This is a genomic window from Allobosea sp. GW821-FHT03A12 (assembly GCF_058986765.1).
In genome coordinates this window covers 221048-246329 of sequence record NZ_JBYSVZ010000001.1, presented here as the reverse complement: position 1 = coordinate 246329, position 25282 = coordinate 221048, and the positions used below count along the sequence as shown (strand labels likewise).

Genomic DNA, 25282 nt, shown 5'->3' with positions numbered 1-25282 from the left:
GCTTCCGCAGGCCAAGCCCAACTCGACAGGAGAGCGTCATGAAGGCCAATCCGGCATTGCAGTTCACGCTGTCGCTCGCAATGGCGGGCGCGGCTTTCGCCCAGCAGACCAACGCACCGGGCGGTAGCGTTCCGGTGACGCCCGACAATTTCGTCCGGGCCGAGTCGGACCTATATTTCAGCAACGTCGTCAAGGATGGCGGCCTCGGCAAGTTCGTGCATCGCCGCGAGCCGGCCGCGATCGACAACCAGACCGTCATCCGACTCAACCGCGACACGCTGTATTCGGCGGCCGTGTTCGACTTGGACGCCGGCCCGGTCACGATCACCATTCCGGATACGGGCAAGCGCTTCGTCTCGATGCAGGTCATCGATGAGGATCAGTACACTTCGCAGGTCACCTATGGCGGCGGCAGCCGCACCCTGACGAGAAAGCAGATCGGCACGCGCTATGTCATCGCCGCGGTCCGGACGCTGGTCGACCCCGCCGATCCGAAGGATGTCCAGCAGGTCCATGCCTTGCAGGACGCCATCAAGGTCAGTCAGAAGGGCCCGGGCAAGTTCGAGACTCCGAATTGGGATCACGCCAGCCAGAAGAAGGTGCGTGACGCCCTGCTGGTGTTGGCCTCGACGCTGCCCGACGCCAACCGGATGTTCGGCACCAGGGCGCAGGTCGACCCGGTCCGCCGGGTGATCGGTGCGGCGTCGGCCTGGGGTGGCAATCCCGACAAGGAGGCCATCTACCTCAACATCACGCCGCCGAAGAATGACGGAACGACGCTCTACCGGCTGAGCGTCAAATCGGTTCCGGTCGACGGCTTCTGGTCGATCAGCCTCTACAATGCCGAAGGCTACTACGAGAAGAACCCGCAGAACGCCTATTCCCTCAACAACCTCACCGCGAAGAAGGGCGATGATGGCTCGGTCGCGGTGCAGTTCGGCGGCTGCGACGGCAAGATTCCGAACTGCCTGCCGATCATGAAGGGCTGGAACTACATGGTCCGGCTCTATCGTCCCCGTGCCGAAATCCGCAACGGCAGCTGGAGCTTCCCGCAGGCGCAACCCGTGCAGTGAGCTTGCGCCATGTCCGGTCTCGACATCTTCGCCTGGATCGTCCTGGTCGTGCTGGTCGCCAGCACGGTCTTCGTCATCGTCTTCATGGCGATGTGGCCGGGCATCATCGCCAGGCGCCGCAATCACCCCTGGGCCGAAGCCGTCGCCATCGGCGGCTGGGTCACGCTCTTCCTCGGCTTCGTGCTCTGGCCGGTCGTGCTGATCTGGGCCTATGTCGACGTGCCGGCGATCCCGATGCGCCGCTCAGGCGATGCGGGAGCTGCGCGATGATCGTTGTCCTGCTCAATCTCTACCTGGCCCTGCTCTTCATCCTGGTGAAGCTCAAGATCGTACCGTTCAACCTGTTCTGGAAGGTCTCGCCGGCTCTCGTCTTCCTGCTGTTGCTGATCGGTCTGTTCATCCCGATGGGCTGGGGCGCGCCGCAGGGGCCGGTGCTGGTCGTGCGCAACTCGGTCGCAATCGTGCCGGATGTCGCCGGCGAAGTGATCGAGGTGCCGGTCACGGCCAACACGCCGCTCAAGGCCGGCGACGTGCTGTTCAGGATCGATCCTGTGCCGTTCCAGTCGCAGGTCGACGCGATCGCGGCCCAGCTCGCCTTCCAGGAGACGAGGCTGGCTGAGATGACGCAGCTTCAAACCCGCGGGACCGGCCGGGCCTTCGACGTCGAGGAGCGGCAGGCTTCCGTCGACCAGCTCAGGGCTCAGCTCGTCGGCGCGAAGTGGAATCTGGAGAAGACGACGGTGCGTGCACCGGCCGACGGCTACGTCACCAATCTGGCGCTACGCAAGGGAGCGCGCGTGACCAACCTGCCGCTGGCGCCGGTGATGGCCTTCATCGACACCGCTGACACCATCCTCGGCGTCGAGATCAACCAGATCGACGCCCGCTATGTCGCAGCAGGCCAGCCGGTCGAGCTCGCCTTCAAATGGGCGCCGGGAACGGTGCAGACTGGCAAGGTCGAGAGCGTGCTCCAGGCCGTCGCGACCGGCCAGGTGCAGACCTCCGGCACCGCGGTCGCATCGAAAGCCGTGCAGGCTGCGCCCTTCGTCGTCCGGGTGAAGCTCGACGACGAAGCCTTCGCTCGCTCGCTGCCGGCCGGCAGCGCCGGCGATGCGGCGATCTTCACCGATCGCGTCAAGGTGGCGCATGTGATCCGCAAGGTGCTGCTGCGCCAGATCGCGATCACCAACTACGTCAATCCGTTCTGATATCTCCCTTTGTCTGCTCGAACGTCACGGTCGGTCGCCCCGGCCAGCTGACCCTCGCCCAGACAGCCCGAAGCCCGCTCCGACGGCGACGGCCCCTCCGGCGCGGCTGCTATCATCCGGCTCATTCGACGGTGATGCCGAAGGCGCGGATCAGCTCGGCCCATTTCCTGGCCTCCGTCTCGACGAACGCCGCCGCCTCGGCCGGGTTCATCTTCATCCCCGTCTCGTAGCCGAGGACGCTCAGCTGCTTGCGCACCTCGGCATCGGCCAGGATGTCGGCGATGGCGGCGTTGAGCTTGTCGACGATCTCAGGCGGGGTTCCCTTCGGCGCAAACCAGCTGTTCCAGGGCACCAGGTCGAAATCGCCGAGACCGGCCTCCGCCAGCGTCGGCACGTCGGGGAGCGAGGAGGCGCGGTTGTGGGAACTGACGGCGAGCCACCTGTCGCCCGCCATCGCCCAGAGCGGCTACGCCCAGGCCGGCAGCCTGATCGCAGGAAGCCTATGGGCGCCCACACCGTCGGGACATACGGCATCTGCCGTATTTCGGCGCAGAACCAGCTGATGCTTCGCGGCCGAACGCGATCGCGATCAGTCGGCGCCCGACACGTCCCCTCCAGCGCCGGTGGCCTGATGGATCGCAGTCCGCAGGCGCTCGGGCGCGACCGGCTTGTGCAGCACGATGCGGCTGGTCGCGGAGAGCTCGCGCAGACGCTCCGGCGAGGTGTCGCCGGTCACGATCAGCGCCGGTACGTGGCGGCCGAGATACCCGCTCAGCTGCTCGATCGCCTCGCTGCCGCTCATCCCGCCCGCGAGCCGGTAGTCGGCGATGATCAGATCGATAGGCGGCCCGCCGGCAGCCGCATGGCGGCTGCGGAGTTTCGCGACATCCTGCCCGGCGAACACCTCATGCCCCCAGGCGGCCAGCAGGATCGCAAGGCCGTCGAGAACCTGGGCATCGTCGTCCAGCGCCATGATGCGCAGCGTCGCCGACGGGGCCACCAAGGGCCCAGGCGCCGGATTCGGCCTGGCGGCGGAGGCGACGGGCACCCGCACCCAGAAGATCGAGCCACGACCGGGCACGGACTTCAGCCCGACCTTGTGCCCGAGCAGGTCGCCGAGACGCCGGACAATGGCGAGGCCGAGACCCAACCCCTGCTCGCGGTCACGCTGCGGATTGTCGAGCTGGGTGAACTCCTCGAACACGGCCTGGTGCTCTCCCGCCGGGATGCCCGGTCCGGCGTCGACCACCTGGATCTCCAGCGCATCGCGGCGACGCCGGCAGCCGATCAGGACGCGGCCGGCCGGCGCATAGCGCAGGGCGTTCGACAGGAAATTGTCGAGGATGCGCTTGAGCAGGATGGGATCGCTCTCGATCCAGGCATCGCAGGCGACAAGGCGCAGCGCGACGCCGCGCTCACGTGCCTGCGGCGCATATTCCTCGCCGAGGTTGCTTAGCACCCGCCGCAGATGGATCGGCCCCCGGCTGACCGGCACGAGGCCGGCATCGAGCCGCGACACGTCGACCAGCCCATGCAGCAGGCCGTCGAGCGAGACGAGCGCCGCCTCCAGCTTCCCGGCGATGCCCCTCGCCGCCGCGGCCGTGACATCGCCACGGCGGGCAAGTGTCGCAAGGCTCGCCGTGAACAGCGCGGCCGCATGGATCGGCTGGCGCAGGTCGTGGCTCGCCGCGGCGAGGAAGCGCGTCTTCGCCCGGTCCGCCGCCGTGGCCCGGTCGCGCTCGCGTTCGAGGCCCTCGACCAGGGCCAGGTTCTCGAAGCGCAGCGACACCGTCTCCCGCAGCGCCCGATAGGTGACGAGGCTGTAATAGAGATAGACGCCGAGCAGGCAGGCGGCGAAGCCGAGATAGACCGAATAGATCGCCTCCTCCTGCTGCAGGCAGCGCAGCACGAAAGGCAGCTGCATCGCGACCAGCAGGCCGGCATAGGCCGGCGGATAGGCCGAGAGCGACGGCACCGCCCCGCCCGACATGCCGGTCAGCACGATGCAGACGAAGGCGATCAGATGCGGCTGCTCGGGCACGAAGCCGATCCAGCCGATGGTGCCCCAGAGCAGGCTCGACAGGATCGAGAGCAGCGTGAAGCGATGCGCCCAGGCCAAAGGACCGGCCGCCGCGGCACTGCGCCTGAAATAGCTGCGGGAGACCAGGAGCCGTGCGCCGGTCAACACATAGATCGCACCGATCCAGGCCAGGAGCTGCTGGGCGGGCACTGCCTCGCGCAGCACGTAGGCGACCGGCCAGGGAATGACGAAGTTGGCGAGCAGGATCGCGCGCGACTGCCGGAAGAGCAGGTCGATCAGCCCGGCCTGTACGCGCTCCTCTCGCCCGGCGGGCGCCGGCGTTTCCATCATGCGTTCACCCGGGGTCTGCGATCCCGCCCTGCGACTACCCCGTGTGGATCGGCAGCGCGACAATCCCCGCGATGATTCGCCTCCGCTCTTCGCAAGTCCCGCCCGGAACGAGTCGATCCGGCCTTCGCATCGTCCTCGCGGACGACCATGCCCTGATCCGCGAGGGCCTGAAGCTGCTGATCGCGACGGAGGGCGAGCACGAGGTCGTCGGCGAGGCGGCGGATGGAGCGAGCCTGCTCCAACTGCTGGCGGCGACCGCGCCGGATCTTCTGGTGCTCGATCTCGGCATGCCGGGGCTGACCGGGCTGTCCTATGTCCGCGGCTTGCGCGAACGCTTTCCCCGGCTGCACATCCTGATCCTGACCGCCAACACCGACATGCGGACGGTGGAAGGAGCCCTCGCTGCCGGCGTCGCCGGATATCTCGTCAAGGGCGGCGATCTCGACGAGTTCTTCGCGGCGCTCGCGGCCCTGCAACGACGGGAAACCTATGTCAGCCCACCGCTGGGAGGTGTCCTGCAGCAGGGTGTGCCGCCGCTGGTCGCCGACGGCGGCCCGTTCGACGCACTCTCTCACGTCCCGCTCACCCGCCGGGAGCGCGAACTGCTCGTGCTGATCGCCGGGGGTGCAACGGCCCGCGAGGCCGCCGCGCAGCTCGGCATCAGCCCACTGACCGCGCGCAAGCACCGCGAGAATCTCATGCGCAAGCTCGATCTCCATAGCGCCGCGGAACTGGCGGCCTTCGCGGTTCGGCTCGGGCTTCCCGTGGGCTAGGGAATCGCGGCCGCGATCGCCAGCTTCGCAGGCTTCGGTCATCACGGACAATACGGCAGATATCGTAGTGCCCGGATCCCGGGACCGAGCGGTTAAGGACTTGCCTCTCATTCACGACGAGGATCGCCTCAGCGCCAGCCGCGGCGCCACAACACGAAGACGCCGCAGACGGCCAATTGGGCCGCGACCAGCAGATAGGGCCAGTCAAAGCTCGCCGTCCGGCTGGCGATGAAGGCGAAGATCAGCGGGCCACAGAACGAGCCGGTGAAGCCGAAGAGGTTCGCCGCGGAGGTGACGTCGCCGATCTGCGTGGGCGGCGCCAGCCGCGCCAGCTCGGCCATATAGACCCCGTTCCATCCCAGCGACGTCGCCCCGATGAAGGCGACCGAGCAATACAGGGCCCATGACGGCCCCGCCGCCGACCAGACGAGCAGGACGACCGCAGCGCTCGCGGCGAGCAGGAGCAGGCCCAGCAGGAGCAGGCCCCGGCGCCAGCGATCCGCCAGCCAGCCCAGGGCGATCCGCGAGACCGTGCTGGCGGCAAGCAGGACGGCCATGAAGTAGCCGGCCTCTGCCAGGCTCTTGCCGTGCTGCGTCACCAGATAGGTCGCGGTGAAGGCCTGGACGCTGGTCTGGGCGACCGAGAACGAGATGCCCATGCCGGTGATCAGGGGCAGGGACGGGTGCGAGCGGATGACTTCGGCCGCGCGGCGCAGGGCCGAGGGCGACAGGAACATCAGGGCCCAGCGCCGGTTTGCCGCCCCCCTCTCCACGTCGAGCCGCTTCTGGAACGGCTGAACCGCCAGCAGGCTGAGCAGGACGATGGCCGCGATCAGCCAGATCGTATGGGTAAAACCCAACGCGGCGACGGCCGGAGCCACCGAGAGGCCGGCGATCGTGCCACCAAGGGGAACACCGGCCTGCCGGATCGAGAAGATCAGATTGCGATGGGTGGGCGGCGCCGTGCGCATCAGCATCGTGCTGCCCGCCGGATTGTTCGGCGCGGTGCCGAGGCCGAGCACGAGCGCGCCGGCGAAGCCGAGAGCGGCAATCGGCTGCGACAACAGGATCAGGCCGAGGCACATCGCCGCCAGGCCGATCTGCAAGGTGCGGATCGGGCCGTGATGGTCGAGCATCGGGCCGCCGCAGGCCAGACACCAGCAGATGCCGATCGAGACGGCGGAGGAAACATAGCCGATGCTTTCCGGCGGCAGGTTCCAGCGCTGCGTCAGGATCGGGCCGAGGAGGGGAACGGCGGCTGCGGCGAAGGAGCTCACGACCTGCACGAGGAGCGTCGCGCTCAAGGCGCTCCCCCACAAAGGCAGCTTCAACGCGATCCCTCCCAGCGCCGTCGCCGAACCTCCCAGACAACGGACCGCCCTTCGGCGGCACCTTGCATGATCTCGGCTTATGCTGGTCTTCGGTGAATCCGCCGTTGCGGTCGAGGGCCAGGCACGCCTTGCCTGACCTGCAGGATTTGCATGCAAGCCCGCGAGCCCGAGCCGATGAAGCTCGGGCCCGCCGATCGGTGGGCAACAGAACCCGGCTTGCAGGCTCAGGCGGGCTCGCCGCCGTTCGGCTTAGCGGCAGGCTTGGCGGTCCTGCCTGCGGCGTCTCCGAGCGAGGCGGCGAGGAGCGCCTGCGTAGGATCGGCGCCCTTGAAGCCGGCCTGGGACAGGATCTCGTCGAGGATCGGCTTCTGCGCCGTGAAGCTCAGCAGCTGGCTGGAGAGATCGCCGATCGGGTTGCCGTTCGGCTCGCCAGAACCGCCGCCGAGCGCGCCACCAAGCCCGCCGGTGCTGAAGATGCGGATATCGGAGATCTTCTCGATCGGCTTCATCGCCTGCGCCAGCGCCAGCGGCACGATCTCGACGCGTGCCTTCGCCAGCTCGAAATCGATGATGTTGGCGGCGAGCGCGTTGCGCGCCTCGTTCTTGGCGCGCTCGGCCCGGGCTTGTGCCTCGCCGAGCTCGATCACACCGGTGGCGCGGATCTTGGCCGCCTCGGCTTCGGCTTCAGCCTGAATCTTCACGGCGGCGGCGAGGTCCTCGGCCGCCTGGCGCTCGGCTTCCGCCTTGACGGTCACGGCCGTCGCCTGCTGCTCGGCTTCCTTGCGGGCGTCGATCACGGCGATGCGCTTGGCGCGCTCGGCGATCTCGACGTCGCGGGCCGTGGTCACCTGCTCCTCGGCGGTGATGGCGCTGGCCTTGGCCGCGTCGGCCCTGGCCCGGGCGGCCTGCTCCTCCTCGGTCTTGTGGGCGACGGCGATGGCGGCCTCGATGCGGGCGGTCTCGGTGATCTTGCGCGCCTCGGCCTCGCGCTCGGCAATGCCGCGCTCGGCCGCGATCCGGGCGGATTCGCGGGCCTGGCGCGCCTCGGAATCGCGCTCGGCGATGCCGCGCTCGGTCTCCAGGCGGGCCGTCTCCTCGGCCAGGCGCGCCAGCTGCTCGGCCTTGGCCGCCTCGGCTCGGGTCTCGGCCGTCTTGTTGGCGATGTCGCGTTCCTGCGTCAGCTCGGCGTCGCGCTGCTCGCGCTCGATGGTCAGGCGCCGCAGCGAGGCCTCGCGATCCTTGGTGGCGATCTCGACCTCATTGTCCCTGACGATCTGGTTGCGCTCGCGTTTGCGTTCTTCGGTGATCTTGGTGAGCGCGGTCAGGCCCTCGGCGTCGAAGGTGTTGTTCGGGTTGAAGTGCTTGATGTCGGTCTGGTCGAGCCTTGTCAGCGAGACCGATTCCAGTTCGAGGCCGTTCGATTGCAGATCATGCGCCACGGCCGCCTGCACCGACTTCACGAATTCGGCGCGCTGCTCCTGGAGGTCGCGCAGCGACATGGTCGCGGCGACCGAGCGCAGGCCGTCGACGAACTTGGCCTCGACCAGCGCCTTGAGGGCGTCGGCGTCATTGGTGCGGTCGCCCAAGGTCTGGGCGGCGAGCGCGATGTTTTCCGCATCCGGCTTCACACGGACATAGAACTCGGCGGTGATGTCGGCTCGCATCCGGTCCTTGGTGATCAGCGACTCGTTCTCGGCGCGCTTGACCTCCAGGCGCAGCGTGCTGAGCGAGACCCAGGAATAGGAGTGGAAGATCGGCAGGATGACGGAGCCGCCGTCGAGCACAACCTTCTTGCCGCCGAGTCCGGTGCGGACATAGGCCTTGTCGCGCGTCGCCCGCGTGTAGAGCGACGTCATGATGATGCCGATGACGACGATCGCCACGACGATCACGCCGGCAATGATGCCTACGGAGAGAAAATCCATCTGATCAACCCTCTTTGCTGTCGACGGCGCCGAGTTCCCGCGGCGCGGGAATGGCTTGGAACAGACCATCCGAGCCGTCGACGATCACGACGAGGGCTCCGGTCTCGATGCGGTGGCCCGGCGCGGCCTGGGCGCGCAGGGTGTGGATGTTGTCGTGGCGATCCTTCACGCGGACCGCGCCGGGATTGCCCTGGTCGAGCGGCCCGATCGTGACGCTGCCGATGAGGCCGATGAAATCGGCCTGGCTCAGCGCATTGGTCTCGTCGCGCGGGATGACCTTGGCGATGCCGCGGCTGAGCCAGCGGGTCACGGGCAGGGAAGGCACCAGCGCCAGCGGCGCGGCCACGATGGCAGGCAGCGGGCGCAGGATGCCGGCCGCCAGCCCCTGGATGGCGAAGCCGAAGACGGCGAAGGTCGCGAGCAGGATGACGGCGAGCACCAGGATCGGCACCCCGCCGGCATTCAGCCAGGACATCCAGCCGCCGAGCAGGCCGGCCTCGTGACCGTCCGGGCCGTGATGGCCGATACTGTCGTCGAGCAGGCCGGAGGCCGATAGCCCGAGCACGACCGAGACCAGCTCGACCAGCCCGAGCCCGACCACCACCAGAAGCGCCACCCAGAAGGGCGCGGTGCCCGGCTGGATGATCCCGTCCATCAGCGCTGGCCTTCGCGGAAGGCCTTGAGCCGCGCCTCGATCTCGTCCTCGCGCTGGATCCGGCCGAGTTCCTCGACCTCAGCCGAGCCGTGGACCGGCTTGGCCGGGACGCCCGTCACCCGCTCTACGGCCGAAAGCGCGGCGGCGAGGCGCTGGTCGTTGCGCTGCGAGGGCGTCGCCGCGGCGGGGGCAGCCCGCTCGGCGCGCTTGGCGTCGTCGAGCCGCTTCATCGCATCGGCGCGAGCCGAGGCAATGCTGCGCAAGGTCGCTTCGGTCTCGGCGGTTTCGCCGGCATTCTCGGCGATCGCCTTGGCGAGGGCGGTGCGCTGCGCTTCGAGGTCGATCTGCACGCCGGTCGCCGCCCGGGCGAGGTCCTCGCGGCCCTTCTCCAGCCCGGTCCGGATCTTCGCATCGAGGTCGCGGATCTCGGCGTCGAGATCCTCCGCCTTGCTTTTCAGGCGATGGCCGGCCGCGATCGCAACGCCGAGCGCCGCCCTGGCCTCTTCGGCGATCTTCTCGATCTCGCGCACGGCCTGCTGGGCGATGGCGGTGGGATTGGCCCCCTCCGCGGCATCGACCGCATTGTTGACGACGCCGGCGATGACGCGCCCGAGGCGGGCGAGGATACCTTCATTGGACATGGTGGTCTCCTTCTGGGAATGGAGGCCGGCCTGGACACCGACGAGGACGTTGATCGACGCTCCGCTGAAGCACAAACGGGCTTCGGCAAAATCATCCCAGCCGCCGCGATAGCCATCCACCGAATAGGGGATGACGACGCGGCCACCGACAGTGGCGATGCTCAGGCTGTCCGGGCCCTTGACCGAGAACAGCTTGGAATCGAGCGGGATGTCGTCGATCGGGGCGCCGACCGTGCGTTTGCTGTGGTCGCGCAAGGCGAGCGTCGCCATGCGCGAAGGCAGGCCGGTGCGGGCGCGGATTTCCTCATAGGCTTCCTCGTGAAGCGCGACGAGATTGGCGCCCTTGGTGCCGTCGAGGATCGCCATGGCCTGACGATAGGCGATGAGCGTTCCATGGAGCGCCTCGCGGTCCTCGGGGGATGGCGACAGAACCAGCGCCATCGTGGTGTGCGGCTTTCCGACCATGTCGATAATATAAAGCACTTCTTTAGTGCTTTCAAGACCTGACGGTTGCGCTGCCTTGGAACACTCTACTGCCGGTTACCGCACGGAGCTCCTCGGGCAAGGAGCCCGTGCGGCAAGGCATCGTCACACAGCCAAAGCTGTCAGCAGGCGCGCGCGATCGGCTTCGTCCTCGGCGTCGCCGCTGAGCACGATCCGCCCACGCTCGATCACGACGAAGCGGTCGGTGACCGACAGCGCCTCATGCACGTTCTGCTCGACCAGAAGCACGATGCAGCCGCGCTCGCACAATTCACGCACGATGGCGAAGACCTCGGCGACGATCATCGGCGCCAGCCCCTCGCTGGGCTCGTCGACCAGCACGAGCTTGGGCTCGCCGACCAGCACACGCGCCATGGCAAGCATCTGCTGCTCGCCGCCCGACAATGTCGTCCCGAGCTGGCGACGCCGCTCGCCGAGGCGGGGGAAGCGGTCGTAGATCTGGTCGATGGCGGCGCGCTCGGCTTTGGCGGCCCGGCCCCGCACCTGCAGCAGGCCGAGCTGCAGGTTCTCCTCGACGGTGAGGCCGGGGAAGATGCGCCTGTCTTCCGGCACCAGCCCGACGCCGGAGAGGCAGATCCGGTCGGGCGCGAGCCCGTTCAGGGAGTACCCGCCGAGCGTGATCGCACCCTCGCTCGGCCTGACCCAGCCGGCGATCGTCTTGAGCAGCGTCGTCTTGCCGACGCCGTTGCGGCCGAAGATGCCAATCACCTCGCCGGGCGCCGCCGAAAGGTCGATGCCCTGGATGACATGGCTCAGGCCGTAATGGCTGTGCAGTCCGTTGATCGCGAGCATGTCAGTGATGTCCGAAATAGGCGGCCTGCACGGCTGGGTCGGCCCGCACCACGGCGGGAGGTCCCTCGGCGAGCTTGCGGCCCTGATGCATGACGACGACATGGTCCGAGAGGTCCATGACGAGCCCGATATCGTGCTCGATCAGCAGCACGCTGACGTCGCGACTGAGCTCGCGCACGAGCTTGGCGGTATCGGCCGTGTCGGCATGGCTCATGCCCTGCGTCGGCTCGTCGAGCAGCAGGATCTTCGGCTCCGACGCCAGGCAGACAGCGATCTCGAGCCGGCGCTGGTCGCCATGCGAGAGATTGCCGGCAAGCTCGTCGCGCTTGTGGCCGAGCTGGAAACGCTCGAGCATCTCGCCGGTCTTGGCGAGCGCCCGGGTCGAGCGGCCAAGCGGCAGGAAGGCGCGCGCCTTCGGCTCCAGCACCTGCGCCGCCATGCGCAGGTTTTCCGCCACCGTCAGCTCGAAGAACAGGTTGGTGATCTGGAACGAGCGCGACAGCCCGGCCGCCTTGGTGCGCGCCGGCGAGGCGCCGGTCATGTCGACGCCGTCGATCAGGAGCTGGCCGGATCTCGGCTTGAGCGCCCCGCTGATCAGGTTGAACAGCGTCGACTTGCCGGCGCCGTTCGGCCCGATCACCGTGGTGATCCGGTTGCGCTCTGCGCTGAAGCTGACCCGGTCGACCGCCTTCAGGCCGCCGAAGGCGATGCCGAGATCGCGGGTTTCGAGGACGGGACCGGTCATGGCTTGGCACTCCCCGCTTCGAGCCGGGCCGGGGCGAAGGACGGCGCGGCCGGCTCTTGCGCACCGGCGAGCAGGCGTTCCTCGATGCGCGGCCGGATGAAGCCGACCAGCCCCTTGGGCAGGAACATCACGCAGACCATGAAGATCAGGCCGATTACGATGAGATGGTGCTCGGTCCAGCTGCCGATGATCGACTTCAGCAGGACGAGCAGCACCGAGCCGTAGATCGCGCCGATCAGGGTGCCGACGCCGCCGAGGATGACCGAGATCACCGCATTGCCGGACGTCGCGAAGAACATCAGCTCCGGCGAGACGAAGCCGCGCAGCATCGGATAGAGCGCGCCCGAGAGCCCGGCGATCAGCCCGGCCAGGACATAGGAGAACATCCGCGCCCGCCAGACCGAATAGCCGAGGAAGGGTACGCGCTTCTCATTGGCCTTGAGCGCGGTTAGCACCCGCCCGAACGGCGTGTCGAGCAGATAGGCGGTGAGCCCGTACAGGCCCATGATGATCGTAAGCACGATCAGGAAGAAGCCGACAGGATTGCCGGCCGAGATCGAAACCGGGCCGAAGCCGATCTTGATGACGGGAATGCCGATCATGCCGTCGGAGGCGCCGAGCTCGCGGGTGTTGTAGACGACCTTGGCGACGACCTGCGCCAGGCCGAAGGTGATCAGCGCAAAATAGACGCCGCGCACCCGGTTGGCGATCAGGCCGCCGATGATCGAGGCGACGAGCGTCGCCCCGCCCGCCACCGCCATGGCGAGCCAGAAGGACGGCACCTTCAGCAGGGTCAGCGCCGAGACATAGGCGCCGATGCCGAAATAGAGCGCCTGCCCGAGCGAGAGCGCGCCGGAATAGCCGAGCAGCAGGTCGACCGAAAGCGCGAGCCCGGCGAAGATCAGCGCCTCCGTGCCGAGGCGCAGATAGAAGGTGTCGCCGCTGGCGGCACCGATCGCCGCGAGCGCGAGCGCCGCCGCGACGAAGACAAGGGCGAGCAGATGGCTCGCACGCATCGACAAAGTCAGCCGGTCACGCATGGCCGAGCCTCCCGAACAGGCCCTGTGGGCGGAAAACGAGGAAGGCGACCATGGTCCCGAACACGATCGGATCGGTCCAGACCGGCGAAATCACCAGGCTGGCCAGCGCCTGGACCTGCGTCAGCAGCAGGCCGGCGACGACCGCGCCCCAGATCGAGCCCATGCCGCCGACGATGACGACGGTGAAGGCGAGCAGGATGAAGTCGCGCCCCATGGTCGGGAAGACCGAATAGATCGGCGCGAGCAGGACGCCGGCGAGACCGGCGAGCGCGACACCAAAGGCAAATGTGCCCGCATAGACCAGCGCCACCGGCACGCCGAGCGAGGCCGCCATGTTGCGGTCGAAGGCGGCCGCGCGCACCATCGCGCCGAGACGGGTGCGGTAGACAACATAGGCGACGGCGCTGACGATCGCCGCGCCGACCACGATCAGGAAGAGCCGGTAGTTCGGCACGATGATGCCGGCGAGCTCGGTCGCGCCCGGGATCGGCGTCGGCGGGCGCTGGGTGTTGGGCCCGAAGGCGACCTTGAGCAGGTCCTCGACCACGAGCGCCAGGCCGAAGGTGACGAGCAGCGTGGTGACGTGCCGATCCCGGCTGTCGAAGACCGGCCGGATCAGCAGCCGCTCGGCCGCCATGCCGAGCGGCACCATCAGGACCGGCACTAGCACGAGCAGGAACCAGAAGCTGATCCCGGCCGCGCCCAGAGCCAGGGCCGCATAGGCGCCGATGGCGTAGAACTCGCCATGGCTCATGTTGATGACGTCGAGCATGCCGAAGATGATCGTCAGACCGAGGGCGACCAGCACCACGGCGACCCCGAGCGCGAGCCCGTTGACGACCTGCGGCGCCAGCACGAATTGGAGGTAGTCGAGGGCATTCATGTCATGTGCTTTCGCGAGGGCCGTGTGACCCCTCCCGTGTGAAGGGAGGAGTCGGCGCCTGTCCTCAGAACCGGGTGCAGGCGTCGGGGCCGATCGCCTTGTCGGCATCGACCTTGTCGATGATGTCGAACTTGCCCTTGGCGACGCGCACCACATACATCGGCTGCATCGCCTGGTGGTCGCCGGCGCGGATCGTCTTGGCGCCCTGTGGGGTCTGCCAGCTCAGCCCGCGCAAGGCTTCGCGCACCTTGTCGGTCTCGGTCGAGCCGGCCTTCTCGACGGCGGCCTTGTAAGCGAAGAGCAGGCCGTAGCTGTCGGCGCCGTAGAGGTCGGGATCGGCCTTGTTGGCGGCGCGGAAGGCCGCGACGAAGGCCTTGTTCTCGGGCGTGTCGATCTGCGGGGAATAGCCGACGCCGGTGGCGAAACCCTCGGCCGCCTGGCCGATCGCGCCGATGTTCTGCGAGGTCACGGTGCCTGAGGCGCCGACGACCTGCAGGTTGGTGAGCAGACCGAAATCCTGGAGCTGGGTCAGCAGCCTGACCGTGTCGTTGCCAGCGACGGAGGTATAGAGCACCTGCGGACGCGAAGCGCGAATCTGGCCGAAATACTGGGTGTAGTCCTTGGAATCGAGCGGCGCGAACACCTCGCCGCCAGTCGGCGCGCCGGATTTCTCGGCGCTGCTCTTGAAGGCGGCGACGGTCGAGCGGCCCATCTCGTAGTCGGGGCCGAGATAATAGACCTTGGCCTTCGGCTTCTCCTTGGCGAGCCAGGCGGCGAGCGCGACCGATTGCTGCTCGGCGCGCGCATTCACGCGGAACATGTTCGGCGAGCACTTGTCGGTGGTGATCGAGTCGGCGAAGGAGACCGTCGTCGCCGCGAGCTTGGCGTTGCGTTCGGCCAGCTGGGCGACGGCGAGCGTCGAGCCGGAATTGACCGTGCCGGCGAGGAAGTCGACCTTCTCGACCTGGAACAGCTTCTCGGCCTTCTGCACCGCGACGGCGGGGTTGGCCTCCTCGTCCTCGACGATCAGCGCGACCTGCCGTCCGGCGATGCCGCCGGCGGCATTGATCTCCTTGGCGGCGAGCTCCAGCCCCCAGCGGACCTGCTGGCCGATCGGGGTGTAGGTGCCCGACAGCGGCGTGACGACGCCGATCTTGATCGGGCCAGTTTGGGCGAGCGCGCCGCCGGTGAGCGCCGTCGCGGCGAGCAGCCCGGCGACGGCAGCAAGATATCCGGTCGTCTTCATGGTCGTTCCCTCGGTTCTGGTTGTTGTTCTGCGATGTTGGCTTGGCGGACCCGCGCGAGGCGTTGCTCGCGCAGGTCTTTTGCCGGCTCAGTGACCGGTGAACTTCGGTGCGCGCTTGGCATGGAAGGCCTCGACGCCCTCGCGGAAATCGTCGGACTGGCGCAGGCGGCTGTAGCAATGCCCCTCCAGCTCGATCGCGATCGCCAGCGTCGAGTCCTCGGTGTCGTTGAGCAGCTTCTTGGCGGTGCGCTGGGCGATCGGCGAGAAGGAGCGCAGCTCGTCGACGAGCCGGTCGGTCGCGGCCTCGAGCTCGCCGTCCGGCACGCATTCGGTGGCGATGCCCCAGTCGAGCGCCTGTTGGCCCGAAATGCGCTTGGAACGCATCACGATGTCCTTGGTCCGGGTGATGCCGACGATCTTCTGCAGGCGAGCCGAGCCGCCCGAACCGGGGATCTGCCCGAGCTTCTGCTCCGGCAGGGCGTATTGGCAGGTCTCCGAGACGACGCGGAAATCGCAGGCGAGCGAGATCTCGAAGCCGACGCCGAAGGTGTAGCCGCGATTGGCGACGATCACCGGCTTGGAGCAGCGCGCCGGGGCGGCGATGTTCCAGGCGAGCTTCGAGACATGCTCCGGCGAGGCCTCCAGGAAGCCCTTGATGTAGCCGCCGGAGGAGAAATGCTCGCCCACCGCACGCAGCACGATGATGCGCACGCGGTCGTCTTCGTCGAGCGCCTCGAACACCTTGCGCAGCTGGTCGCGCTGGGCCATCGCGACCGTGTTCATCGGCGGCCGGTCGAGGATGATGTCGGCCCGCTCGCGGGCGGGATCGATCTCGACGCGGAAGCCGTCGAGTCCGGTAAGGCTGGTATGGATCGGTGTGACTGCGTTCATGGCTGTAGCTCTCGGTTGCAGGGTTGGGATCATTCGGCGGCGAGATCGGGTCGCTCGGGCTCGTACTCACCGGCGACGAGCTGGCGGCGCAGCAGCTTGCCGACCGGCGATTTCGGGATCGCCTTGACGAATTCGTAGCGGCGCGGACGCTTGAAATTGGCGAGGCCGGAGACCTTGCAGTGCCGGTCGAGCTCCTCGGCGGTCACGGCCGAGGCGCGTTGCACGAAGGCGACGACGATCTTGCCCCAGCGCTCGTCCGGCAGGCCGACCACCGCGACTTCCGACACGGCCGGGTGCAGCGACAGGCAGCTCTCGATATCGACCGGCGAGACGTTCTCGCCGCCGGTGATGATCATGTCGTCGACGCGGCCGGTGACGAAGAGGTCGCCGTCCCCGTCGAAATAGCCGGTGTCGCCGGTGAAGTACCAACCGTCGCGCAGCGACTTGGCGTCGGCCTCGGGCCTGCGCCAGTAGCCTTCGAAGGCCTCGTCGCTGGCGGCGAGCGCGATGATCTCGCCTTCCTCGCCGGGCCGGGCCAGCTCCGCGGGCGAGGCCGCGCCAAGCCGGACTACGCGGATGAGCTGGTTGAGCCCCGCCTTGCCGGCGCAGCCCGGCTTCGCCGCTGCGTTCTGGTCGATGGTGAAGGTGTAGATCTCCGACGAGCCATAGTGGTTGACGAAGAGCTCGGGCCTGAAAGCCTCGGTCAGCTTGCCGAGCAGCCCGTCTGTCATCGGCGCACCGGCGAAGCCGAGCTTGCGCACTGAGGAGATGTCGCTTTCAGCAAAGCGCGGGTGATGGACGACGTCGTGATAGAGCGTCGGCACGAGATAGAGATTGCTGACGCGCTCGGCCTCGATCAGCTCCAGCGCCCGCGCCGCATCGAAGCGCGGCAGGCAGACGAAGGTGCCGCCGATCAGCGACATTGCCAGCAGCGAGCGCACCCCCATCGTGTGATAGAGCGGCATGACGCCAAGCGTGCATTCGCCGCTGCCGTAGAGATTCTGCGCGACATGGGCGAGCGCGGCCATGCGCTCGGCCCGGTGCCGGCGCGGCACGCCCTTCGGCTTGGCCGTGGTGCCGGAGGTGTAGAGCATCAGCGACCAGTCTTCGGCCGCAGCACGAGGCGCCCCGGTCGGCGCCTCCTTGGCGATCATCTCGCTGAAGCTGAGATCAGCGGGCCCGGCATCGCTGCCGACCCCGATCCGCGGCAGGTCCGCGGCGAGCGCGCTCTCGGCCATGGCAGCGGCGGAGACGGCTTCGAAAGCGATCGCTTTGGCGCCGGCATTCTCCAGCACAAAGTCGATCTCGTCCGGCTTCGCCCGCCAGTTGATCGGAGTCATGATCAGCCCGGCGAACTGGCAGGCCCAGTGCAGGCTCGCCGCTTCCCAGCGGTTCTGCATGATGGTGACAAAATGGTCGCCCGGCTTGAGCCCGATGCCGTCGAAGGCGGCGACGATCGAGGAGATCCGCGCCAGCCATTGCGCATAGCTCAGGCGGACCTCGCCATCGACGATGGCGAGCGCATTCGGAGCGCGGGCCACGCTGGCGGTGAAGCTGGTCCCGAGGTCAAACATCGAGGGATTCCGCGGCGATGGTCTGGACAATGGTCTGGGATTCCCGGCGCAGCTGAGCAGCGGCCTCGCGCGCGGCGGCGATGATCGGGGTGTAGCCGGTGCAGCGGCAGAGATGCCCGCCGACGACCTCGCGCAGCTCCTGCTCGCTCGGCTCCGGCTGCTCGCGCAGGAAAGCGTCGAGCGAGATCAGGATGCCGGCGGTGCAGAAGCCGCATTGCAGCGCATGATGGCGCCGGAAGGCGGCTTGCAGCACCGAAAGGCGATCCTGCGCCGGCGCCAGCCCCTCGACAGTGGTGACCTCCTGGCCTTCGAGCTGAACGGCGAGCGTCAGGCAGGCGCGGGCCGGCGCCCCGCCGATCAGGATGGTGCAGGCGCCGCAGACGCCGTGCTCGCAACCGACATGGGTGCCGGTCGCGCCGATCCCATGGCGCAGTGCATCGGTTGCGAGCAAGCGCGGCTCGGCTTCGACCGAGACGGGCTTGCCGTTCAGCGTGAAGCCGATGGTATGGCGGCTGGCGGCGCTCAGGCGAGGCATCGGCCGGCCTCCTCGATCGTGCTGCGGCCGAGCGTGCGGACGAGGTCGCGGCGCAGCCTGGCGCTGGCGTGCAGGTCCTCGCGCGCGTCGAGCTCCCAGGCGAAGGCGTTGAGCGCGTCGTCCAGCGCCGAACCGTCCAGGCGCGGCCAGCTCCGGCGCTCCGGCTTGTCGGCGACGCCGGCGACGGCGAGATGGATCTGCCCCGCCTCGACCATCGCCGCGCAGCCGACGATGGCGAAGTCGCCATGCCGGCGCGCCACCTCCCTGAAGGCATAGCCAGTGCCGGCTCGGGCCGCCGGGAAGGCGACGGCCTCGATCAGCTCGTCATCGGCCTTCTCGGTCACCATCATGCCGGCGAAGAAGTCAGCGGCCTTGAGCACCCGGCGTTTGCGGCGCGAGCGCAGCCGGATCTCGCCATCGAGCGCGACCAAGCAAAGTGGAATCTCGGCGCTGGGATCGGCGTGGGCGACCGAGCCGCAGACCGTACCGCGCGCCCGGGTCTGGTAGTGGCCGAGCCAGGGCAAGGCGGCGGCCAGCAGCGGCTGCTCGCTGGCAAGGCCCGACCGCTTCAACAGCGCCGCTTGTCGGACGCCGGCCGGCACGACGATCATCTCGCCCTCGCGCCGGACTTCACCGAGACCAGCAACCCCCATGATGTCGACGAGCAGAGCGGGCTTGGCGAGCCGCATGTTCAGCATCGGCAATAGCGACTGGCCACCGGCGATGATGCGCGCCTCGGAGCCATGCTCGGCAAGCGCTGCCAGGGCCTCGTCGAGGTTGCCAGCACGCAGATAGTCGAAGGGCGCGGGCTTCATGCGCGCCTCCCGAACAGGCGGGCGAGCAGGCCAGGCTTGCCCGGAGACGCCTTGCGCGCCAGCGCCGCGAAGAACTGGCCGATGATCGCCTTGGCGGCGCCGTCGAGCAGGCGCCCGCCGATCGCCGCGACCTTGCCGCCGACGGCGGCCTCATAAGCGTAGCCGATCACGGTGCCACCAGCGCCATCAGGCGTCAGCGTCACGCGGCCGGAGCCGCCACCGGTGCCGAGCGCACCGGAGACTGAGCCGGTCAACGTCGCGGCCTTGGGCTCGTCGAGATCGGAGAGCCTGATCTCGGCCTTGTAGCGCCCCTTCACCGGGCCGACGCCGAGCGTGACATCGGCCTTGAAATGCATCTCGGAAAGCTTCTGCACGCCATGGCAGCCGGGGATGATCGAGGCCAGCGTGTCGACGTCGAGCAGCATCGCCCATATCGCCTCGGGTGCCGCGGCGACCCTGGCCTCGCCCTCGCCACGCAGGCTGCGATCGCCTGGCCTGGCGGTAGGCGCCACCGCGCGGCTCATCGCCGGCTGGGCCGTTTCCGGCCCGACGGCGAGTGCTGCGAGCCTGGCCGGGGTCAGCGGCAGGTTGATATCGGAGACGCTGAGGGCGTCGGCGATCGCATTCGCCAGGCAGACCGGCGTCGACATGCAATTGCCCTCGCCGACGCCCTTGGTGCCGAGCGGCGTGAAGGGCGACGGCGTCTCGATGTGCAGGATCTCGATGTCCGGCGTCTCGGTCGCGGTCGGCAGCAGATAGTCGGCGAAGGTGCCGGTCAGGAAGGCGCCGTCCTCGGCATAGGCGAGCTCCTCGTAGAAGGTCGCGCCAACAGCCTGGGCGAAGCCGCCGCGGATCTGGCCCTCGACCATGCCAGGATGCAGCACCCGCCCGCAGTCATGCATGGTGACATAGCGGTCGATCCGCGCCTTGCCATCAGCCGGATCGACCTCGACGCCGGCCATGTCGAAGATGAAGCCATGGCAGAGCGAGGAGTTGATTTCGTCGGCCTCGCTCGGCGCCGTCAGCTGCGGCGGCGTCCAGAAGGCGGTCTCGCGAATGGTCTGGTCGACGCCCTCAGGCAGCAGCGCCGGCGACCAATGGCAGAGCGCCGCGATCCGCCCGAACGGGATGGTCTTGTCGGGGTTGCCCTTGGCGAAGACCGCACCGCCCGCGAGGCCGATCTGCCTGGCTTCAGCCTTAAGCTGGTCCGCGGCGATCAAGGCGAGCTTGTCGCGCAGGCGGGTCGCGGCGAGATGGGCCGCGCCGGCGACCGCCGCAGCGAAGCGGCTGGAATAGTTGCCCGAGGCGATCGACCAGGCATCCTTGCCCGTATCGAGATCGGCCACAACCCTGATGTCGCGATGCGGCAGGCCGAAGACGTCGGCGACGACCTGTGCCAGCACGGTGCGATGGCCCTGGCCCTGCGGCGTCGAGGCGACATGGACGCTGACCGAGCCGACCGGATCGATCGAGACCGTCGCCGTCGCCTGCGCGCCGTTCTTCGGCCCGGCCTTGCGCCGCTCCTCGGCGGTCAGCACCGTGGTGATGTAGCCCATATTGGAGACGCTGGGCTCGACCGCCGCGGCAAAGCCGATGCCGTAGCGCCGCCCGGCGGCTCGCGCTGCGTCGCGGCGCTGTTCGAGCTCGGCGAGGCGGCCGGCGACCGCCAACTCGACCGCCGCCTGATAGTCGCCGGAATCGTAGAGCGCGCCGGTCGCGGTGCGATAGGGAAAGGCGCCGGCCGGGATCAGGTTCCGGCGGATGACGTCGAGCGGATCGAGCTGCAGTTCGACGGCGATGCGCTGCATCAACCGCTCCAGCGCGAAATAGACCTGCGGGCCGCCGAAGCCACGCACCAGCCCGGTCGGCGCCTTGTTGGTCAGGACGACGCGGTTGCGCATCGCGACATGCCGAATGTCGTAGGCGCCGGTCATGTTGCCGTGCATCCGGTAGAGCGTCGCCGGCTCCGGCGCACGCGGATAGGCGCCGCAATCCTCGATCTGGTCCCAGTCGAGCGCGCTGATCCGCCCCTCGCTGGAGACGGCCGCCTTCAGCGTGGTAACGCGGTTGGTCGCCGCCACCGCCGCGCCGAGATGCTCGAGCCGGTCCTCGATCCATTTCACCGGCCGCCCGGCGATCCGCGCGGCGACCCCGATCAGGACGGCATAGGGCGCGACGCCCTGCTTGACGCCGAAGCTGCCGCCGGAGTCTGGCGGCATCCGTAAACGCAGGCGATTGCCGGGCACCTTCAGCGCGCGCGCCAGCACGGTGTGGATGCTGAACGGGCCCTGGAAATTGGCGAGGATGTCGTAGACGTCCTCATGCGGATCGTACTCGGCGACGACGCCGAAGGTCTCCATCGGCGAGCCGGTATTGCGCGGATAGGCGATGCTGACCGAGACGATGCGGGCGGCAGCAGTGAAGGCCGCGGCGGGCTCGCCATAGCGGAAGCGCCGGTCGCTGACGAGGTTGGCGCCGGCCTTCTCGTGCAGGACGGGCGCGCTCTCGCTCATGCTGGCGACGGGATCGACGACCGCCTTCAGCGGCCGGTAGGTTACCTCGATCGCGTCGAGCGCATCCTCGGCGAGATAGCGGTTCTCTGCCACCGCGATCGCGACGGGTTCGCCGACATAACGCACGCGCTCGACGGCCATCGGCCAGTTCTCGGTGGCGATCTTCAGCCCGGCGACCATTGGCGTGGTCAGCTTGGCAAGGTCGCGGCCGGTGACGATCGCCACCACGCCCGGCAGCGTGGCGGCGGCTGCGATCTCGATCGAGAGGATGTCGGCATGGGCGTGCGGCGAGCGCAGGATCGCGGCGTGCAGCGTGCCCGGCCTGGTGCCGAGATCATCGATAAAGCGCCCGCGACCGGTCAGCAGGGCGGCGTCCTCGACGCGCTCCACGGACTGACCCGTCCACGAAATGGTTTCAGCCTTCACCAGCGTTCGGCTCCCATGAGGCGCTCTTACGGAGGCGCCTCATGGGAAGGTTCGGTCATCAGCCGGCTGGGTTCGATCCCGCCCAGTCTCGCGACTTACCGAATAGTCTCAAATTCGAAGGATCGGCCCGATCAGACCACTATCGGCCGAGGCGCGCCACGTTGCGGAACTCGCTCGGCGCCACCGAGCAATGGTCGCGGAAGAAGCGGGTGAAGTGGGCGGGCGCGCTGAAGCCGAGCCGGTCGCCGATCGCGCTGAAGCTCTCATCGCCATCGACGACGGCGCCAACCGCGAGCTCGACCTTCAGCACATTGAGAAAGACATGCGGCGTCACGCCGGTCGAGCTCTCGAACATTCGGAAGAAATGCGCCCGCGACAGGCCGGCCTCGCTGGCCAGCCGCTCGATCGAGAGCGGGGCGGCGGGGTCGGAGCGCATCAGCGAGATCGCCCGGCGCACCCGGAAGTCGACTGCGCTCGAACGCGCGATCTCGCGCAACGAGGCACCGATCGAGCGCCAGGGCGTGAACCGTTCGATCACGGCAATCATCAGCTCGGAGAGCAGCTCCTCCTGGCGGCGGCTGGCGCCGGGCTCGTGCACCATCTCCGCGGCGAGGTCGAGCGCGGTCTGGCGGATATGGGCGCTGACTTCGCCGGCGGAGTGCTCGAAGAAGCCGGGCGAGCCGCTCGCCGCCCAGTTCGGCCGGAAGCTGCGCAGCCACTCCGGCTCGATATAGAGCGCCAGGATCAGGGCGTTCTTGCGCGAGGGATCATGGACATAGGCATGCGTCTCCCAGGCATTGACCAGCACTGCGAGATCATCGGTCAGCGGCGCGACATGGTCCCCGACCAGGAACTGCGTGTCGTCGCCATCGACCTTGAGCAGGACATGGCAATGCGGATGCGCGTGCCGGACGAGGCTGCGATCCATGTCGAGCAGCGCCACCCGGCCGAAAGCTCCGTGCGCGATGCGCAGGGCATCCGACATGCCGTTTCCTCACCCGGTATCGTGTTGTCGCGGCGGCCAGCCGCCTGAACGACGATATTGGACGGCCGGCAAACGTCTTTCAAGGCGGCCCGGGTTGGCCGCTTTGTCGCGGGTGCCGCAGACTTCAGACCCAGCCGCCGTCGACGACATAATGCTGGTTGGTGCAGGCGCCCGCTTCTTCCGAGGCAAAGAACAGGGTCGCGCGCGCGATGTCTTCCGGCACCAGCCGGCGCTTCAGGCATTGGCGCCGCATCAACTCCGCCTCGCTTTCCGGCGTCAGCCAGAGGTCGATCTGGCGCTGCGTCATGATCCAGCCAGGTGCGATCGCGTTGACGCGGATATTGTGCTCGCCGAAATCGCGCGCCAGCGAGCGCGTCAGCCCGAGCACGGCCGATTTCGCCGCCGTATAAGCCGCCATGCCGCCCTGCCCGATCATCCAGGAGGTCGAGCCGAAATTGACGATGGTGCCGCCCTTCCTGGCGATCATGTCGGGCAGCACCGCCTGCGCCGCGAAGAACTGATGCTTCAGGTTCACCGCCATGCGCTCGTCCCAGTATTCGGGCGTGACCGCCAGCGTGTCATGGCGCTCATCATGCGCGGCGTTGTTGATCAGGATGTCGACAGGTCCGAGCGCAGCCCGGATCGCGACGATCGCCTGGCGCAGCGCGGCGATGTCGGTCAGGTCGGCGTGCTCGAAATGCAGGCTCGCCCCGTCGGCGGCGAGCTCTGCCGCGATCATGCGGGACTCCGCGTCCTTGCGATCGATGAAGCCAACCTTCGCGCCCTGCCGGACGAAGGCGCGCACGATCGCCTCGCCGATGCCCGAGCCCCCGCCGGTGACCAGCACCACCTTGCCCGCAAGATCCGGATAAATCGCACCCGCCAAGACTGCCTCCCTCACCATTGCCGCAGATGGGCCGCGGCGCTCGGATTCGAATAGCATCAGTTTTTGAGTTGCGCACCTCAAATTCTGAGGTTACGGTTTGCCCCATCAACGGCCCGCCAGCGGCCGAAACCCGGGAGGACCTCATGGCTCGTTTCAAAGGCCTGCTCGTCGGCGCCATCGCCCTCGCCTTCAACGCAGGTTCGGCCTTCGCCCAGACCACGGTCAAATGGCTGCACATCGAGGCCAATCCCGTCGTGGTGAAGATCTGGGAGGAGGTCGCGCGCGAGTTCGAGGCGAAGAACCCCGGCGTCAAGGTCGAGATGCAGTATCTCGAAAACGAGGCCTACAAGGCCAAGGCGCCGACCCTGCTGCAGTCCAGGGACAGGCCGCACATCATCTACAGCTGGGCCGGCGGCGTGCTGAAGTCGCAGGTCGAGGCCGGCGTCCTCGAGGACCTCACCCCGGCCATGCAGGGCTACAAGGACAATCTCTCCCAGAGCGCGGTCGACGCCTTCACGATCGACGGCAAGATCTACGGCGTGCCCTATGGCGTCTCGCAGGTCGGCTTCATGGCCAACAAGGACCTGCTGGCGAAAGCCGGCGTCGATGCCGGCAAGATCACAGGCTATGACGACTTCCTCGACGCGGTGAAGAAGCTCAAGGCCGCCGGCATCACGCCATTGGCGGTCGGCGGTGCCGACAAATGGCCGGTGCATTTCTACTGGACGCATCTGGCCGTTCGGCTTGGCGGCAAGGCTGCGATGCAGGCGGCGCTGAAGGGGCAGGATGGCGGTTTCGAAGGCGAAACCTTCCAGAAATCCGGTGAGCTGTTCAAGCAGCTCGTCGATCTCCAGCCCTACCAGAACGGTTTCCTCGGCTTCAAGAGCCAGCAGGCCATCGGCCATTTCGGCGACGGCAAGGCGGCGATGCTGCTCGCCATCTCCAGCTTCTACCACACCCAGAAGGTCTTCGCGGTCGACAAGACCGGGATTCCCGACGACAAGCTGGCCTGGATCAATTTCCCGGCCGTCGCCGGCGGCAAGGGCCTGCCGAACGACACGCTGGGCGGCATCAACGGCTGGCTCGTCACCAAGGGCGCACCGAAGGAGGCGGTCGCCTTCCTGAAGCACTTCATCAGCGCCGAGCCGCAGAAGCGCCTCGCCGCCGGCAACTTCATCGTGCCGGTCTACAAGGGCGCCGAAGCGGGCCTCGGCAGCGCCTTCATGCGCAACATCGCCCAGAACATCGCCAATTCGAGCTACCACCAGAACTTCTATGACCAGGATCTCGGCCCCTCCGTCGGCCGCGTCGTCAACGACGCGACCACCGAGATCGCCGCCGGCACGATGACGCCGAAACAGGCGGCCAAGGCGATCCAGGACGCCTTCCGCCAGGGCAACTGACGACCAGCAAGGATGCGGGGGCGCGGCATGCGCCCTCCCCGATCGCAGCGCCGGACGGCGGATCGTC

The 25282-nt window shown here is 68.0% G+C and carries 23 protein-coding genes; 5 read left to right on the top strand and 18 right to left on the bottom strand.

The annotated features are described in order from the left end of the window. Positions 1-38: 38 nt before the first annotated feature. Genes AC3WLC_RS01155 through AC3WLC_RS01145 form a run of 3 tightly spaced genes read left to right on the top strand, consistent with a single transcriptional unit; the run spans position 39 to position 2281 of the window. Positions 39-1073: a DUF1254 domain-containing protein gene (locus AC3WLC_RS01155; RefSeq protein ID WP_493682114.1), complete on the top strand. Its 1035-nt coding sequence runs from the start codon at positions 39-41 to the stop codon at positions 1071-1073. A gap of 9 nt (positions 1074-1082) precedes the next feature. After that, entirely contained in the window at positions 1083-1343 is a 261-nt protein-coding gene (locus tag AC3WLC_RS01150) for a DUF3302 domain-containing protein (RefSeq protein ID WP_493682113.1), read from the top strand. Next, on the top strand, positions 1340-2281 hold the full coding sequence (locus AC3WLC_RS01145) for an HlyD family secretion protein (protein WP_493682112.1): 942 nt from the start codon (positions 1340-1342) through the stop codon (positions 2279-2281). The genes AC3WLC_RS01150 and AC3WLC_RS01145 overlap by 4 nt, the downstream gene beginning before the upstream one ends. A gap of 121 nt (positions 2282-2402) precedes the next feature. Here AC3WLC_RS01145 and AC3WLC_RS01140 read toward each other — a convergent pair whose 3' ends face one another. Both AC3WLC_RS01140 and AC3WLC_RS01135 read right to left on the bottom strand, forming a co-directional pair. Continuing rightward, a complete protein-coding gene (locus tag AC3WLC_RS01140) occupies positions 2403-2735 on the bottom strand; it encodes a Bug family tripartite tricarboxylate transporter substrate binding protein (RefSeq protein ID WP_493682111.1) in 333 nt (110 codons plus the stop codon). Between the two features lie 135 nt (positions 2736-2870). Beyond that, positions 2871-4652 (bottom strand): hybrid sensor histidine kinase/response regulator, encoded by a 1782-nt coding sequence (locus AC3WLC_RS01135; RefSeq protein ID WP_493682110.1) that lies wholly within the window; start codon positions 4650-4652, stop codon positions 2871-2873. Positions 4653-4723: 71 nt separating this feature from the next. On the opposite strand from AC3WLC_RS01135, the gene AC3WLC_RS01130 reads away from it, so the two are divergent. Continuing rightward, positions 4724-5425, top strand: a complete 702-nt coding sequence (locus AC3WLC_RS01130; RefSeq protein WP_493682109.1) for a response regulator — start codon at positions 4724-4726, stop codon at positions 5423-5425. Positions 5426-5553: 128 nt separating this feature from the next. Here AC3WLC_RS01130 and AC3WLC_RS01125 read toward each other — a convergent pair whose 3' ends face one another. From AC3WLC_RS01125 to AC3WLC_RS01050, 16 genes are all read right to left on the bottom strand, one after another. Then, positions 5554-6729, bottom strand: coding sequence for an MFS transporter (locus AC3WLC_RS01125; protein WP_493682108.1), 1176 nt, complete (start codon positions 6727-6729; stop codon positions 5554-5556). Positions 6730-6980: 251 nt separating this feature from the next. Continuing rightward, positions 6981-8681 (bottom strand): flotillin family protein, encoded by a 1701-nt coding sequence (locus tag AC3WLC_RS01120; protein WP_493682107.1) that lies wholly within the window; start codon positions 8679-8681, stop codon positions 6981-6983. A 4-nt stretch (positions 8682-8685) separates the two neighbouring features. Beyond that, positions 8686-9336, bottom strand: coding sequence for an OB-fold-containig protein (locus AC3WLC_RS01115; RefSeq protein WP_493682106.1), 651 nt, complete (start codon positions 9334-9336; stop codon positions 8686-8688). Then, a complete protein-coding gene (locus tag AC3WLC_RS01110; RefSeq protein WP_493682105.1) occupies positions 9336-10460 on the bottom strand; it encodes a PspA/IM30 family protein in 1125 nt (374 codons plus the stop codon). The genes AC3WLC_RS01115 and AC3WLC_RS01110 overlap by 1 nt, the downstream gene beginning before the upstream one ends. Positions 10461-10565: 105 nt before the next feature. Further along, on the bottom strand, positions 10566-11273 hold the full coding sequence (locus AC3WLC_RS01105) for an ABC transporter ATP-binding protein (protein WP_493682104.1): 708 nt from the start codon (positions 11271-11273) through the stop codon (positions 10566-10568). A 1-nt stretch (position 11274) separates the two neighbouring features. After that, positions 11275-12018: an ABC transporter ATP-binding protein gene (locus AC3WLC_RS01100; RefSeq protein WP_493682103.1), complete on the bottom strand. Its 744-nt coding sequence runs from the start codon at positions 12016-12018 to the stop codon at positions 11275-11277. Beyond that, positions 12015-13058: a branched-chain amino acid ABC transporter permease gene (locus AC3WLC_RS01095; protein WP_493682102.1), complete on the bottom strand. Its 1044-nt coding sequence runs from the start codon at positions 13056-13058 to the stop codon at positions 12015-12017. The genes AC3WLC_RS01100 and AC3WLC_RS01095 overlap by 4 nt, the downstream gene beginning before the upstream one ends. Further along, a complete protein-coding gene (locus tag AC3WLC_RS01090; protein ID WP_091841638.1) occupies positions 13051-13941 on the bottom strand; it encodes a branched-chain amino acid ABC transporter permease in 891 nt (296 codons plus the stop codon). The genes AC3WLC_RS01095 and AC3WLC_RS01090 overlap by 8 nt, the downstream gene beginning before the upstream one ends. Before the next feature lie 64 nt (positions 13942-14005). Next, complete coding sequence (locus tag AC3WLC_RS01085; protein WP_493682101.1) at positions 14006-15187, bottom strand: ABC transporter substrate-binding protein; 1182 nt, start codon at positions 15185-15187, stop codon at positions 14006-14008. An 87-nt stretch (positions 15188-15274) separates the two neighbouring features. Next, positions 15275-16078, bottom strand: coding sequence for an enoyl-CoA hydratase/isomerase family protein (locus AC3WLC_RS01080; protein ID WP_493682100.1), 804 nt, complete (start codon positions 16076-16078; stop codon positions 15275-15277). A gap of 29 nt (positions 16079-16107) precedes the next feature. Beyond that, a complete protein-coding gene (locus AC3WLC_RS01075; protein ID WP_493682099.1) occupies positions 16108-17652 on the bottom strand; it encodes an AMP-binding protein in 1545 nt (514 codons plus the stop codon). After that, complete coding sequence (locus tag AC3WLC_RS01070; RefSeq protein WP_493682098.1) at positions 17645-18187, bottom strand: (2Fe-2S)-binding protein; 543 nt, start codon at positions 18185-18187, stop codon at positions 17645-17647. The genes AC3WLC_RS01075 and AC3WLC_RS01070 overlap by 8 nt, the downstream gene beginning before the upstream one ends. Continuing rightward, positions 18175-19002 (bottom strand): FAD binding domain-containing protein, encoded by an 828-nt coding sequence (locus tag AC3WLC_RS01065; protein WP_493682097.1) that lies wholly within the window; start codon positions 19000-19002, stop codon positions 18175-18177. Before AC3WLC_RS01065 ends, AC3WLC_RS01070 begins: the two co-directional genes overlap by 13 nt. Beyond that, entirely contained in the window at positions 18999-21941 is a 2943-nt protein-coding gene (locus AC3WLC_RS01060; protein ID WP_493682096.1) for a xanthine dehydrogenase family protein molybdopterin-binding subunit, read from the bottom strand. The genes AC3WLC_RS01065 and AC3WLC_RS01060 overlap by 4 nt, the downstream gene beginning before the upstream one ends. Before the next feature lie 139 nt (positions 21942-22080). Continuing rightward, on the bottom strand, positions 22081-22926 hold the full coding sequence (locus tag AC3WLC_RS01055) for a helix-turn-helix domain-containing protein (protein WP_493682095.1): 846 nt from the start codon (positions 22924-22926) through the stop codon (positions 22081-22083). Between the two features lie 124 nt (positions 22927-23050). Continuing rightward, positions 23051-23830 (bottom strand): SDR family NAD(P)-dependent oxidoreductase, encoded by a 780-nt coding sequence (locus AC3WLC_RS01050; RefSeq protein WP_493682094.1) that lies wholly within the window; start codon positions 23828-23830, stop codon positions 23051-23053. A gap of 125 nt (positions 23831-23955) precedes the next feature. Here AC3WLC_RS01050 and AC3WLC_RS01045 point away from each other — a divergent pair, with 125 nt between their 5' ends. After that, positions 23956-25215 carry an ABC transporter substrate-binding protein gene (locus tag AC3WLC_RS01045; protein WP_493682093.1) on the top strand — a complete coding sequence of 420 codons (1260 nt, stop codon included), beginning with the start codon at positions 23956-23958 and terminating at the stop codon, positions 25213-25215. Positions 25216-25282 lie beyond the last annotated feature (67 nt).

What these genes read in the sequence shown, in the direction of transcription:
- AC3WLC_RS01155 (WP_493682114.1), top strand. Translation starts at nt 39, where the DNA reads ATGAAGGCCAATCCGGCATTGCAGTTCACGCTGTCGCTCGCAATGGCG.
- AC3WLC_RS01150 (WP_493682113.1), top strand. Translation starts at nt 1,083, where the DNA reads ATGTCCGGTCTCGACATCTTCGCCTGGATCGTCCTGGTCGTGCTGGTC.
- AC3WLC_RS01145 (WP_493682112.1), top strand. Translation starts at nt 1,340, where the DNA reads ATGATCGTTGTCCTGCTCAATCTCTACCTGGCCCTGCTCTTCATCCTG.
- AC3WLC_RS01140 (WP_493682111.1), bottom strand. Translation starts at nt 2,735, where the DNA reads ATGGCGGGCGACAGGTGGCTCGCCGTCAGTTCCCACAACCGCGCCTCC.
- AC3WLC_RS01135 (WP_493682110.1), bottom strand. Translation starts at nt 4,652, where the DNA reads ATGATGGAAACGCCGGCGCCCGCCGGGCGAGAGGAGCGCGTACAGGCC.
- AC3WLC_RS01130 (WP_493682109.1), top strand. Translation starts at nt 4,724, where the DNA reads ATGATTCGCCTCCGCTCTTCGCAAGTCCCGCCCGGAACGAGTCGATCC.
- AC3WLC_RS01120 (WP_493682107.1), bottom strand. Translation starts at nt 8,681, where the DNA reads ATGGATTTTCTCTCCGTAGGCATCATTGCCGGCGTGATCGTCGTGGCG.
- AC3WLC_RS01115 (WP_493682106.1), bottom strand. Translation starts at nt 9,336, where the DNA reads ATGGACGGGATCATCCAGCCGGGCACCGCGCCCTTCTGGGTGGCGCTT.
- AC3WLC_RS01105 (WP_493682104.1), bottom strand. Translation starts at nt 11,273, where the DNA reads ATGCTCGCGATCAACGGACTGCACAGCCATTACGGCCTGAGCCATGTC.
- AC3WLC_RS01100 (WP_493682103.1), bottom strand. Translation starts at nt 12,018, where the DNA reads ATGACCGGTCCCGTCCTCGAAACCCGCGATCTCGGCATCGCCTTCGGC.
- AC3WLC_RS01095 (WP_493682102.1), bottom strand. Translation starts at nt 13,058, where the DNA reads ATGCGTGACCGGCTGACTTTGTCGATGCGTGCGAGCCATCTGCTCGCC.
- AC3WLC_RS01090 (WP_091841638.1), bottom strand. Translation starts at nt 13,941, where the DNA reads ATGAATGCCCTCGACTACCTCCAATTCGTGCTGGCGCCGCAGGTCGTC.
- AC3WLC_RS01085 (WP_493682101.1), bottom strand. Translation starts at nt 15,187, where the DNA reads ATGAAGACGACCGGATATCTTGCTGCCGTCGCCGGGCTGCTCGCCGCG.
- AC3WLC_RS01080 (WP_493682100.1), bottom strand. Translation starts at nt 16,078, where the DNA reads ATGAACGCAGTCACACCGATCCATACCAGCCTTACCGGACTCGACGGC.
- AC3WLC_RS01075 (WP_493682099.1), bottom strand. Translation starts at nt 17,652, where the DNA reads ATGTTTGACCTCGGGACCAGCTTCACCGCCAGCGTGGCCCGCGCTCCG.
- AC3WLC_RS01070 (WP_493682098.1), bottom strand. Translation starts at nt 18,187, where the DNA reads ATGCCTCGCCTGAGCGCCGCCAGCCGCCATACCATCGGCTTCACGCTG.
- AC3WLC_RS01065 (WP_493682097.1), bottom strand. Translation starts at nt 19,002, where the DNA reads ATGAAGCCCGCGCCCTTCGACTATCTGCGTGCTGGCAACCTCGACGAG.
- AC3WLC_RS01055 (WP_493682095.1), bottom strand. Translation starts at nt 22,926, where the DNA reads ATGTCGGATGCCCTGCGCATCGCGCACGGAGCTTTCGGCCGGGTGGCG.
- AC3WLC_RS01050 (WP_493682094.1), bottom strand. Translation starts at nt 23,830, where the DNA reads ATGGTGAGGGAGGCAGTCTTGGCGGGTGCGATTTATCCGGATCTTGCG.
- AC3WLC_RS01045 (WP_493682093.1), top strand. Translation starts at nt 23,956, where the DNA reads ATGGCTCGTTTCAAAGGCCTGCTCGTCGGCGCCATCGCCCTCGCCTTC.